The following is an 11,910-nucleotide window of genomic DNA, read 5'->3' as shown; positions in this document are numbered from 1 at the left end:
TGATTAAAGTTCCCTTATCTCCTACTTGTCCACCACCTTCTGGATAGAACGGCGTGTTTTCTAAAACAATTTGGTATAAAATGCCGTCTTTTTTAGAATCGACTTTACGGATTCTAGTAATTTTTGTCTCATTTTCTGTTTGATCATATCCTACGAATGTTTCCACATTTCCAGGAATCAAAACCGACCAATCTTCTGTAGAAACTTCTGAAGCTGCACGAGAGCGCGTTTTTTGTTTTTGCAATTCGGTTTCAAAGCCAGATTCGTCTAAACTAAATCCTCTTTCTCTAAGAATCAAAGCTGTTAAATCGATTGGAAAACCGAAAGTATCATATAATTCAAATGCTTTTTCTCCTGAAACTTCTTTTCCAATTGTTGTTGAAATTACGTTATCTAACAACTGAATGCCTTGCTCTAAAGTTCTTAAAAACGAAGCTTCTTCTTCACGAATTACATTGGTAACCAATTGTTGTTGCGATTTAATTTCTGGGAAAAATTCTCCCATTTGATTGGCTAAAACAGGCACTAACTTATTTATAAAAGGTTCTTTTGTGTCTAAAAACGTAAATCCGTAACGAATCGCACGACGTAAAATTCTGCGAATTACATAACCTGCTCCGGTGTTAGAAGGCAATTGTCCATCTGCAATAGCAAAAGCCACCGCACGAACGTGGTCAACCACTACACGAATAGCTATGTTGGTTTTGTTTTGTTCTTCTGTTACATTTTTTACTTCGTTTGGCGTATATTTTAATCCTGTGATTTCCTCAACTTTTGCAATAAGCGGAGTAAAAACATCGGTATCATAATTCGAAGTTACGTTTTGCATTGCCATACACAAACGCTCAAATCCCATTCCGGTATCCACATGTTGTGCAGGTAATTTTTCTAAAGAAGCATCCGCTTTACGGTTAAATTCCATAAATACGTTATTCCAAATTTCAACAACTTGTGGATGATCTGCGTTCACTAAACTTCTTCCAGAAACGTCATTTCTTTCAGTATCTGAACGCAAATCGATGTGAATTTCTGAACAGGGTCCACAAGGACCTTGGTCGCCCATTTCCCAAAAATTATCTTTTTTATTTCCTAAAATAATGCGTTCTTCGGGTACAAATTGTTTCCAAATATCCCACGCTTCTTGATCAAAAGGCACGTTATCTTCTTTGCTTCCTTCAAAAACTGAAACATACAAACGGTCTTTATCCAGCTTTAAAACGTCTGTAAGAAATTCCCAAGCCCAAGGTAACGCTTCTTTTTTGAAATAATCACCAAAAGACCAATTCCCAAGCATTTCGAACATGGTGTGGTGATACGTATCAAACCCAACATCTTCTAAATCGTTATGCTTTCCTGAAACACGTAAACATTTTTGAGTATCCGTAATTCGATTACTTTTTGGTGTTCCATTTCCCAAGAAAAACTCTTTAAACTGAGCCATACCTGAATTATTAAACATCAGTGTTGGGTCATCTTTTAATACAATTGGAGCAGAAGGCACAATGGTGTGTCCTTTGCTTTCAAAAAATTGTAAATAGGCTTTTCTTATATCTTGTGATTTCATTTTTATGATATGGTATCAAATAATTTATTTAATTGAAATTCTTAAAAATATTTCAAAAATATGAAACAAATTTTAAGTTCTTTCGTATAATAAGTATTACTTTGTTGTAACGTGCACAAAAATAGTAATTTTTAATGAAATCGCTAACATCAAAAAGTTTCTAAAAGGCAACTTTTTTAACTTATGAAAAGAGTAAAATTTTATTACGACGCAGAAAAACTAGCTTTTAAGCAAATTGTCACTAAAAATAGTACCAAAATTGGATATGTGATGCTTTTTTTATTAGCTAGTGCCTTGTTTGGGTTTTTAGGGGTTTTTATTTTAAGCAATACCAATTTTTTTGAAACACCAAAATCAAAATTACAAGCAAGAGAATTAGAGATGATGAAATTAAACTATAATTTGTTAAACGGAAAAATAGCATTAATGGATGAAGCTTTAGCTGCTATTGAAGAGCGAGACAACTCCGTTTATAGATTATATTTTAATAGTTCCCCAATTTCAAACGAAGAAAGAAGAGCAGGATTAGGTGGTAAAAATAGGTATAAAGATTTGGAGGATTTTAACACAAGCGATTTACTAATTGGCTCTACTAAAAAAGTAGATGAAATAATGAAAGCTTTGGCCATACAATCTGTTTCTTTAGATGAAATTACGAAATTAGCTAAGCAAAAAGCTTTATTATTGAAGTCTATTCCAGCCATACAGCCCGTAAAAAATGAAGAACTAAAACAAATGGCTTCTGGTTTTGGGTATAGAAGCGATCCGTTTACTAAAATTAGAAAATTTCATAAAGGCATGGATTTTTCTGCTAAATCTGGAACTCCGATTTATGCTACTGGCGATGGAATAGTAAAAAAAGCGGACGGAACCGTTTCTGGGTTTGGAAACCATTTAGAAATTAATCATGGTTATGGTTACATGACATTATATGCTCATTTAAGCAAATATAAAGTTAGAGCTGGGCAAAAAGTAAAACGGGGCGATATTATTGGTTATGTAGGGAGTACAGGACGAAGTGAAGCATCACATTTACATTATGAAGTACATAAAAACGGTGAAGTAGTAAACCCTTTAAATTTTTATTATGGCAGTATTTCTGCTAAAGAATATGTTTTAATTACTAAATTAGCCAATCAGGAAAATCAATCTCTTGATTAATATGTCAATTTGACAATAATCAGTGAATCAAATATAAAAAAAATGCAAATAAACTTACCAGAAAAAAGATATTATGGCATTGGCGAATTAGCTAAAGCTTTTGATGTAAACACTTCATTAATTCGTTTTTGGGATAAAGAATTTGACGAAATCAATCCTAAAAAAAATGCTAAAGGCGACAGAATGTTTCGTCCAGATGATGTAAAAGTATTGCAAATGATTTACCATTTGGTAAAAGAACGCGGTTTTACTTTGGAAGGTGCAAAAATTCATTTAAAAGAAGGAAAAAAGAAAACCTTAGACAATTTTGAAATCATAAATAAATTGGAAGGCATAAAAAATCAATTATTAGAAATAAAAAAAGGGCTTTGATTTAGTAATCAGTGTTCAGAAATTAGTAAACAGTAAAAAAATAACAACAAAATAAATTAACTTAAAATCAAAAAAAAAATGAAAAAATTTGCTCCAGTATTAGTTATCGTAGGTATTATTATCTTAGGATTTTTATACTTCATGAATGTAAAAAACAAAGCTTTAGTATTTAGTCAAGCCACAGAAAAAGAATGGGGAAATGTCAATACGGCTTACCAAAGACGACTTGATTTGATTGACAATTTAGTTAATACCGTAAAAGGTGCGGCCGATTTTGAAAAAAGCACTTTAACCGCAGTTGTAGAAGCGCGAGCAAAAGCAACTTCGGTAACTATTGATCCAAAAAACATTACTCCAGCGCAATTAGATCAATTTAATCAAGCGCAAAGTGGTATTACTAGTTCATTATCGAAACTTTTAGTTAGCGTTGAAGCCTATCCGCAATTAAGAGCAACAGAAAATTTCAAACAATTACAAGACGAATTAGCAAGTACAGAAAACCAAATTTTAACTGCTAGAACTCGTTTTAACGAATCAGTTTTAGCTTATAATGGATATGTTTTAGCTATGCCACAAAATATATTTTTAGGTAGTTATACTGAAAAAGCATACTTTAAAGCCGTTGCTGGAGCAGAAAATGCACCGAAAGTAAAATTCTAATTTAGTAAACCAGTCAAAATAATGCCAGAAAATACGCCTTTTTTATCTAAAACTGAAGAACAAGAAATTGTTGCAGCGATTGTGATTGCCGAAAAAAATACATCAGGAGAAATTCGTGTGCATATAGAAGAAAACAGCACCAAACCTTCAATGGAAAGAGCAAAAGAGGTTTTTCATATCCTTAAAATGGATGCTACAGAATTGAAAAACGGGGTGCTATTTTACATTTGTACAGCAACTAAAAGTTTTGTTATTCTTGGCGATAAAGGCATTAATGATTTAGTAGATGCCAATTTTTGGAATTCTACAAAAGATGTTGTGATTGAAAAATTCAAAGATGGACAGTATAAAGAAGGTTTAATCAAAGGAATTTTAGAAGCTGGTGAACAACTAAAAAAATATTTTCCTTATAATCATGAAGGTGATATAGATGAATTGTCTAATGAAATTTCAAGAGGTTAATATGAAACTTACAAAAATAAAATTCCAAATTTCAAAAAGTGTAGGTCAAATTACCTTTTTTGCTTTTTTATTGTTTACTCAAATTTCGTTGGGACAATATACAATTCCTGAAAAACCCAGTTTACAAACTTCTGTTTACGATTATGCAAAACTATTATCAGAAACTGAAAAAACCCAATTAGAAGAAAAATTAGTTAGATATTCTGATTCCACTTCTACACAAATTGTTGCCATTATTATAGAAGATTTAAACGGAGACAATATCCAAACTTTAACACCAAATTGGGGAGAAGCTTGGGGGATTGGAGATGCCGAAAAAGACAATGGAATTGTAATTTTACTTTCAAAAAATGATCGTAAAATTTGGATTTCACCTGGTTATGGAACCGAAGTTCAACTTGTAGCAGGTATGACAGGTGAAATTGTTAGAAATGACATAATTCCAGAATTTAAAGCAGGAAATTACTTTAGTGGATTAGATAAAGGTACTGATGCTATTTTTAAAGTTTTAACAGGAAAATACAAAGGCGAACGAAAAAAAGAAAAAGGAAGTAGTATTCCAATACTAATCATAATAGTTTTTGTAATTTTATTTTTGATCATAGCCTCTAAAAACAAAGGAAATAACGGCGGCAATTCAGGTGGAATGCGTGGTCCCGACTTGATGGATATTATTATATTAAGTAGTTTGGGTCGCAGCGGTGGAAGTTTTGGCGGCGGTTCATCATCTGGTGGTGGATTTGGCGGAGGCTTCGGCGGCGGATTTGGCGGCGGAGGCTTTTCTGGCGGAGGTGCTGGTGGAAGTTGGTAATGTTAGTGTTTAATAGCCAAAATTTAAATATAAAAAAACCGATAATCACTTATCGGTTTTTTTATATTATTTCTGTCTGAAGTAAATATCTATTGGCACACCACTAAAATTGTAGTTTTCACGCAATTTGTTTTCCAAGAAACGCTTGTACGGTTCTTTTACGTATTGCGGTAGATTGGCAAAAAACACAAACTGAGGCACCGGAGTAGGCAACTGCATACAATATTTTATTTTTACATACTTTCCTTTTAACGCTGGTGGCGGTTGGTTTTCAATAATTGGCAACATCAAATCGTTGAATTTAGATGTTGGTACTTTTTGTTTTCTGTTTTCAAAAACCTCAACAGCGGTTTCTAAAGCTTTCAGCAAACGTTGTTTTTCTGTTGCCGATACAAACAAAATCGGCACATCTGTAAATGGTTGAATTTCTTCTCTAATTTTACGTTCGTAATCTCTAGCGGTCATGGTATCTTTTTCCACTAAATCCCATTTGTTGACTAAAATTACAATACCTTTTCTGTTTTTTTCGGCCAACCAAAAAATACTTTGATCTTGTCCTTCAAAACCACGAGTGGCATCAATCACCAAAATACAAACATCTGAATGCTCAATGGCACGTACCGATCGCATTACAGAATAAAATTCTAAATCTTCTTTTACTTTGGCTTTTCTTCTAATTCCGGCAGTATCTACCAAATTAAATTCGAAACCAAAACGGTTATAAGTGGTATCAATAGCATCACGAGTTGTTCCTGCAATATCTGTAACCACAAATCTATCTTCACCAATTAAGGCATTAATAATAGACGATTTTCCAGCATTTGGTCTTCCAACAACGGCAAAACGAGGTAATGGATTTTCATCTTCAACTGCTTCTGGCATCTCGGGTAAAACTTCCACTAGTTTATCTAATAATTCTCCTGTTCCACTTCCATTCATGGCGCCAATTGTAAAATATTCGCCCAATCCTAAATTATAAAACTCCAACGCATCTGTAACACGTTTTGAATTATCAACTTTGTTCACGGCTAATAAAACTGGTTTAGTAACCTTACGTAATAATTTTGCAACTTCATCATCCATTGGCGTAATGCCTTCTTCTACATCTACCATAAAAATAATGGCATCGCACTCGTCTATTGCTAATTCTACTTGTTTTCTTATTTCACTCTCAAAAATATCGTCAGAACCTTTAATGTAGCCACCCGTATCAATTACTGAAAATTCTTTTCCATTCCACTCACTTTTTCCATAGTTTCTATCGCGCGTTACACCACTCACAGAGTCTACAATGGCGTCTCTACGTTGTATTAAACGATTAAAAAGCGTAGATTTTCCTACATTTGGTCTTCCTACTATGGCTACAATATTATTCATTATTCTTAAATTTTGTGCAAAGATAGTTTAAAAGTTGGGAGTTTTAACAAGTAATAACAAATGCTTTATCCCAAACTGTCTTCTAAATCCTGTAAACTAGTTATTTCTTATTACTTCTGGTTGTATCCAAATCTACGTAATTGAAAGGCATTGTTTCGCCAATCTTTATTCACTTTTACGAAAATTTCAATGTGTATTTGTTTGTCGAAAAATAATTCTAAATCGGCACGAGCCTGCATCCCTACTTTTTTCAAGGCAGCACCTTTATGTCCGATTATAATTCCTTTTTGTGTTTCGCGTTCTACCATAATTACAGAACGGATTCTTATTATTTTTTCATCTTCTAAAAACTCCTCGGTTTCTACCTCAACTGCATACGGAATTTCTTTGTCGTAATTTAATAAAATCTTCTCTCTGATGGTTTCATTTACAAAAAAACGTTCTGGTTTGTCTGTTAACGCATCTTTTGGATAATAAGGTGGCGAAAGCGGTAATAAATCAACAATTCGATTCAAAACTTCTTTTACATTAAAATTTTCTAAAGCCGAAATTGGAAAAATTTCAGCATTAGGTACTTTTATTTGCCATGTTTGTACTTGTTCTTCTAATAATTCTTGGTTTGATTTATCAATTTTATTCAATAAAAGTAACACTGGAATTTTAGCGTGAATAATTTTATTAAAAAAGTCCTCGTCTTTTAGTTCCTTTTCACCAATTTCAACCATATAAATTAAAATATCGGCATCAGAAAAAGCACTTTTTACAAAATCCATCATACTGGTTTGTAAATCGTAGGCGGGTTTTATAATTCCGGGTGTATCAGAAAACACAATTTGATAGTCTTCATCATTTACGATTCCGAAAATTCTGTGACGAGTAGTTTGTGCCTTACTTGTAATGATAGACAACTTCTCACCTACCATAGCATTCATTAAGGTAGATTTTCCCACGTTTGGATTACCTATTATATTAACAAAACCTGCTTTATGCGACATATTTTTATTTTTTACAAAGGTACATAAAAAAGCCACTCGTTTTAGAATGGCTTTTTATACAATATTATGTTAGCTATTTATTCTGCAGCAACTAATTTAGTTGCACTACGGTATAAAAATTCATTATAAATGTGACGACGGGCAAAACGACCAGGTGATTCGGCGTTTACCATTTTCACATAGGTATTTCTTGGCACACCAAAGTATTCGAATTTACTTCCGTCTGCAAAGCTAATATACAAAACACCTTTGTCCATATAAAAATCGGAAATTTGTGAAGTTGTTGTTGTAGCTAAGTATTCTGCCTTTACTTTCTCTCTTGTTTCTGGAGCGATGCTTACTAAAAAGTGGTAGGCTTCAATAATATTCTTACTTCTTTCTTCAGCTGCTAAACGTTCAACTGGATCTGCAATAGTATCAGGATGATCTTCCTTCATACTATTTCTATATATTGTTTTCAATTCTTTTAATGTTGCATCTCTGGTAACATTAAGTAACTTTCTGTACCCAATAATTTTCTGTGTAGTCATAAATTTTCAAAATAAAAGTGCAAAAATAGTGATTAATTATTTAATAATACTATAAAAAAAACCAATACTAAAACTTAATCATTTGTTGATGAATTAATTAAATAGATAAAAAGCTGCCTATTTCAGAAAACTTTCTAGTTGAATATTCATACAATATCTATTTCAATTTATTTAAATTACTTTTAATAGTTGAAACGTATTCGCGGGGTGTTTTTCCAACAACATCTTTAAAACAACTAAAAAATGGATTATATGAAGAAAATCCTACTTTTCTAGCTAGCGAATCCAAAGTATTAGACGTTAAATATTTATTATTAATTAGTTCTAATGAATTTTGAATTCTAGATATTTTCTTATAATCTGAGAAGGATATTTCAGAATGGTATTTAAAAATAAAAGTTAAATGACTTTTAGGGATATTTAACACTTGAGCTAAGTCTTTAATAGAAAAATTAGGATTAATAAAATAGCTATTGTTGTACAAAACAACGTTTAATTCAAAAATATAACTTTCAATTTTAGAACTTATTTTTTCTTTTAGCGCTTGGTCATGAGTATTGTTTATTTGAATTTTTGAATTTAAATTCCAATAGTTGTTAATATATGAATCAGGATTTATTTTAGAGGCTTCTGTCTGAAACTTATAATAACCGTAAAGTATTTCTGGATACGATAAAATTATTACAAATAATACAATATAAACTAGTGCAGATGCCCAAAGATACTCTACAGAATGGCCTATAATTATAGGTTCAAAAAATAAATATTGCCTATAGTATACAAAATAGAAGCGAATAATATTAATAACTAGGACGCTAAATAATATGATAGACCATTTTTTAATTAATTCATTTTGAGTCATTACTATACTTAAAGTTGCTTTCTTATTCCAAACATTTTTTTTAAGTAGTAAAAATATCTTTCTAAGATAAATTATTGCATAAACCGCAAAAAATTGACTGAAAAAATAGTTTAATTTACAATCAAATAGGGTGTCGAATAATAAAAATTTTCTTTCTAATATTGCTAAAAATAGAAATATAATATGCATAAAATCTTTAAAAAGAAAACGCTGATGATCTCTAATTAAATATTTAAAATATAAATAAAAAAAGGGTACAAATAAAGCAATGTAAATATTGCTTTTGGCATAAAATGCCTTTAAATCAGAGTCATTATAAATACCAGCAATTCCAGCAATTAACAAAAGTGTACTTGAAATAAAAAACATAAACATTAAAAAAGAATTTAATATTCTGTTGTATTTAGGGTTTTTGAGAGTCAAAAATATAAGAATATAACCTAAAAAAGCTGAAAAAGCTAGTGCAATATTTGATGTCATCTGGGTCACTTTAGTTAATAATTATTTTATATACTGTATACCATATGTTATAAATAAATCTTCCGTTTTTGATTTTTCATAAATTCAAAATTAAATAATTTAATTTAGTTAGATAAAAAAAATTAGTAGAAGTATTTACTAAAAATTGAAAATAATTACTAAAAATTGAAAAATAAAAAAAACAATGGTTTTAATTTTTTCAATAAATTGAAATTTTTAAAAATTTATTTTAATATTGCAAAAAATTTGTAAACCTAAACCTATTGCGCGATGAAATCAATTTTTACGATCAAATCAATTTTGTTTTTATTAATTTCTACCTTGAGTTATTCACAAAAAATGCATCATCAAATGGTTAGTGCTCAAGGAGGTACTGCAACCATACAATCAGGATTAGTAGTTAAGTATACTATTGGTCAGCAATCTATAATAGGTACCAAAACAGGAAATGTAATTGTCCAACAAGGCTTTCAACAAAGCAATTGGGATAAAATTATAGCTAATAATGTAGTCCATGTCAACACCTTAACTTATCCAAATCCCTATATTGATGTCATCAATTTTCAGTTTTCTCAATCTATTGGAGAAAATGTTTCTTTGTTGGTATATGATGTTTTAGGGCGTCAAGTATATTCAAATACACTTCAAATATTCGATAACAAAACCAGCGTTAATCTTCAAGTGTTACAAAGTGCAGAATACTTTATACAACTTTCTAATAATATATTCACCTATCACACTAAAATAATTAAAAATTAAAACATAATGATTAAAAAATATTTACTCCTTTTACTTTTGTTTTCGGGATGTTACTTGCAGAGCCAAGAACTGTTTATTGCTACGGGTAAAAATTTCACAAAATATGATTATAAAAATTCACTTGGAATGTCAAATCCTAATATAAGAAGCGGTGAAGGTTCTTTTTATCAGCTGGGTATGGCTTTTGATTTATCTTCAGATGAAATTTATTATGCAGTAAGTTTAGTTTTTAACCAATTGAATGCTGTGGGTGGTTCAAATGTATCTAACTATGCTTGGAACACTAATTATTTAGGCATTCAAAACGAACTTAATTATATTTTGTTTCAAGATTATGATTCCTTTAAAGTAAAAACAAAATTAGGATGTGCTACTTCAACTATAATTAAAGGAGAACAGTTTATCAACAATGTGTTGTATGACATTTCTAAGAATGAAGAGTTCAAAGGAATACTACTCCAGCCTAATATTGGTATTGATTTTCATTATGCCATCAATAGTGGCATCGAATTTTCTTTAGGATATGAATTTTCAAAAGCATTTAATGTATCTAATACTTCTGCCGAAAAACTTTCTTTTACAAATAATCAGATCCATTTGGGATTACATTTTCCATTATATTAATTAATACGTCATGAAAAAAATAGTAGTTACACTTTTATTATTTATGAGCTTCATTGGTTATTCTCAAACCAGAGGAATTACCTACCAAGCACTAATAATTAATCCTGCGGGCGAAGAATTGCCGGGAGTAAATAATACAAATGCACCATTGGTAAATAAAAATATTTGTTTAAAATTTTCAATTATTGACCACAATTCACTATTTGAATATATTGAAACTATCAAAACCACAACGGATGAATACGGTATGGTGAATTTAATTATTGGTACTGGTGTCAAAATAGGCGGATATGCCACTTCTTTTTCAAATATTATTTGGAATGCCAATCCTAAGAGCTTAAAAGTGGATTTAAGTACAACCGGAATATGTTCTGATTACACAGAAATAAGCAACCAGCCTTTTATGGCAGTTCCTTTTGCTTTTTATGCAGCTTCTTCAGGCACCGGAACACCAGGCCCTGCTGGACCGCAAGGACCTCAAGGTGTAGCTGGGCCAACAGGAGCAGTTGGACCTCAAGGACCTCAAGGTTTACCAGGAACAAACGGTACAAATGGAACAAACGGACTTAACGGTGCAGTTGGGCCTCAAGGTCCAATAGGATTAACTGGAGCTACGGGACCTCAAGGTATACCAGGAACAAACGGTGCTGATGGTGCAGTTGGACCGCAAGGACCTCAAGGACCTCAAGGTATTGCAGGAACAAATGGTGCTGACGGTGCAGTTGGACCGCAAGGACCTCAAGGACCTCAAGGTATAGCAGGAACAAATGGTCTTGATGGAGCTGTTGGTCCACAAGGTCCAATCGGATTAACTGGGCCGCAAGGCGCTGACGGTGCTGATGGTGTTGACGGTGCTGTTGGACCACAAGGACCTCAAGGTATAGCAGGAACAAACGGAACAAACGGACTTGACGGTGCTACTGGTCCTCAAGGTCCAATAGGATTAACTGGTCCTCAAGGACCTCAAGGTATTGCAGGAACAAACGGTGCTGATGGTGCAGTTGGGCCTCAAGGACCTCAAGGTTTACCAGGAACAAACGGACTTAACGGTGCAGTTGGGCCTCAAGGGCCAATCGGATTAACTGGAGCTACTGGTCCGGCAGGTACAAACGGACTTGATGGCGCTACTGGGCCTCAAGGTGCTGACGGTGCAGTTGGACCACAAGGGCCACAAGGTATAGCTGGAACAAACGGACTTAATGGGGCTACTGGTCCTCAAGGTCCGGCTGGAACAAATGGTACAAACGGACTTG

General features: G+C 32.5%; 12 protein-coding genes and 1 pseudogene. 8 read left to right on the top strand and 5 right to left on the bottom strand.

From position 1 onward, the window contains the following. On the bottom strand, window positions 1–1,564 hold a 1,564-nt coding region (alaS, locus tag ACIQ2I_RS04950; protein ID WP_396181324.1), incomplete at its 3' end, for an alanine--tRNA ligase. A 183-nt stretch (window positions 1,565–1,747) separates the two neighbouring features. Between alaS and ACIQ2I_RS04945 the strand changes: the two genes are divergently transcribed. From ACIQ2I_RS04945 to ACIQ2I_RS04925, 5 genes are all read left to right on the top strand, one after another. Further along, window positions 1,748–2,725, top strand: a complete 978-nt coding sequence (locus ACIQ2I_RS04945; protein ID WP_396181323.1) for a M23 family metallopeptidase — start codon at window positions 1,748–1,750, stop codon at window positions 2,723–2,725. 42 nt (window positions 2,726–2,767) lie between these two features. After that, complete coding sequence (locus ACIQ2I_RS04940) at window positions 2,768–3,097, top strand: MerR family transcriptional regulator (RefSeq protein ID WP_396181322.1); 330 nt, start codon at window positions 2,768–2,770, stop codon at window positions 3,095–3,097. A 78-nt stretch (window positions 3,098–3,175) separates the two neighbouring features. Continuing rightward, entirely contained in the window at window positions 3,176–3,757 is a 582-nt protein-coding gene (locus ACIQ2I_RS04935; protein WP_396181321.1) for a LemA family protein, read from the top strand. A 21-nt stretch (window positions 3,758–3,778) separates the two neighbouring features. After that, complete coding sequence (locus ACIQ2I_RS04930; RefSeq protein ID WP_396181320.1) at window positions 3,779–4,219, top strand: TPM domain-containing protein; 441 nt, start codon at window positions 3,779–3,781, stop codon at window positions 4,217–4,219. Window position 4,220: 1 nt separating this feature from the next. Continuing rightward, window positions 4,221–5,030: a TPM domain-containing protein gene (locus tag ACIQ2I_RS04925; RefSeq protein ID WP_396181319.1), complete on the top strand. Its 810-nt coding sequence runs from the start codon at window positions 4,221–4,223 to the stop codon at window positions 5,028–5,030. A 66-nt stretch (window positions 5,031–5,096) separates the two neighbouring features. Here the strand turns inward: ACIQ2I_RS04925 and der are convergent, their stop codons facing one another. The 4 genes from der to ACIQ2I_RS04905 form a co-directional block, all read right to left on the bottom strand. Continuing rightward, a complete protein-coding gene (gene der, locus ACIQ2I_RS04920) occupies window positions 5,097–6,407 on the bottom strand; it encodes a ribosome biogenesis GTPase Der (protein ID WP_396181317.1) in 1,311 nt (436 codons plus the stop codon). A 110-nt stretch (window positions 6,408–6,517) separates the two neighbouring features. After that, entirely contained in the window at window positions 6,518–7,402 is an 885-nt protein-coding gene (gene era, locus ACIQ2I_RS04915; protein ID WP_396181316.1) for a GTPase Era, read from the bottom strand. Between the two features lie 77 nt (window positions 7,403–7,479). Continuing rightward, entirely contained in the window at window positions 7,480–7,932 is a 453-nt protein-coding gene (locus ACIQ2I_RS04910) for a KTSC domain-containing protein (protein ID WP_396181315.1), read from the bottom strand. 157 nt (window positions 7,933–8,089) lie between these two features. Continuing rightward, window positions 8,090–9,169, bottom strand: a complete 1,080-nt coding sequence (locus ACIQ2I_RS04905; RefSeq protein ID WP_396181314.1) for a helix-turn-helix domain-containing protein — start codon at window positions 9,167–9,169, stop codon at window positions 8,090–8,092. Between the two features lie 375 nt (window positions 9,170–9,544). Here ACIQ2I_RS04905 and ACIQ2I_RS04900 point away from each other — a divergent pair, with 375 nt between their 5' ends. From ACIQ2I_RS04900 to ACIQ2I_RS04890, 3 genes and pseudogenes are all read left to right on the top strand, one after another. Continuing rightward, on the top strand, window positions 9,545–10,033 hold the full coding sequence (locus ACIQ2I_RS04900; RefSeq protein ID WP_396181313.1) for a T9SS type A sorting domain-containing protein: 489 nt from the start codon (window positions 9,545–9,547) through the stop codon (window positions 10,031–10,033). 126 nt (window positions 10,034–10,159) lie between these two features. Further along, window positions 10,160–10,657: a hypothetical protein gene (locus tag ACIQ2I_RS04895; RefSeq protein WP_396181312.1), complete on the top strand. Its 498-nt coding sequence runs from the start codon at window positions 10,160–10,162 to the stop codon at window positions 10,655–10,657. A gap of 10 nt (window positions 10,658–10,667) precedes the next feature. Further along, window positions 10,668–11,910: pseudogene (locus ACIQ2I_RS04890) on the top strand (hypothetical protein); the annotation flags it as partial.

The sequence above is a fragment of the Flavobacterium sp. genome (assembly GCF_044368995.1).
In the GTDB taxonomy this organism is placed as follows: Bacteria; Bacteroidota; Bacteroidia; order Flavobacteriales; family Flavobacteriaceae; genus Flavobacterium.
The sequence above is the reverse complement of the archived record's forward strand: the minus strand, read 5'-3'. Positions and strand labels throughout refer to the sequence as shown.

What these genes read in the sequence shown, in the direction of transcription:
- ACIQ2I_RS04940 (WP_396181322.1), top strand. Translation starts at nt 2,768, where the DNA reads ATGCAAATAAACTTACCAGAAAAAAGATATTATGGCATTGGCGAATTA.
- ACIQ2I_RS04925 (WP_396181319.1), top strand. Translation starts at nt 4,221, where the DNA reads ATGAAACTTACAAAAATAAAATTCCAAATTTCAAAAAGTGTAGGTCAA.
- ACIQ2I_RS04930 (WP_396181320.1), top strand. Translation starts at nt 3,779, where the DNA reads ATGCCAGAAAATACGCCTTTTTTATCTAAAACTGAAGAACAAGAAATT.
- ACIQ2I_RS04905 (WP_396181314.1), bottom strand. Translation starts at nt 9,169, where the DNA reads ATGTTTATGTTTTTTATTTCAAGTACACTTTTGTTAATTGCTGGAATT.
- ACIQ2I_RS04945 (WP_396181323.1), top strand. Translation starts at nt 1,748, where the DNA reads ATGAAAAGAGTAAAATTTTATTACGACGCAGAAAAACTAGCTTTTAAG.
- ACIQ2I_RS04900 (WP_396181313.1), top strand. Translation starts at nt 9,545, where the DNA reads ATGAAATCAATTTTTACGATCAAATCAATTTTGTTTTTATTAATTTCT.
- ACIQ2I_RS04935 (WP_396181321.1), top strand. Translation starts at nt 3,176, where the DNA reads ATGAAAAAATTTGCTCCAGTATTAGTTATCGTAGGTATTATTATCTTA.
- der (WP_396181317.1), bottom strand. Translation starts at nt 6,407, where the DNA reads ATGAATAATATTGTAGCCATAGTAGGAAGACCAAATGTAGGAAAATCT.
- ACIQ2I_RS04910 (WP_396181315.1), bottom strand. Translation starts at nt 7,932, where the DNA reads ATGACTACACAGAAAATTATTGGGTACAGAAAGTTACTTAATGTTACC.
- era (WP_396181316.1), bottom strand. Translation starts at nt 7,402, where the DNA reads ATGTCGCATAAAGCAGGTTTTGTTAATATAATAGGTAATCCAAACGTG.
- ACIQ2I_RS04895 (WP_396181312.1), top strand. Translation starts at nt 10,160, where the DNA reads ATGTCAAATCCTAATATAAGAAGCGGTGAAGGTTCTTTTTATCAGCTG.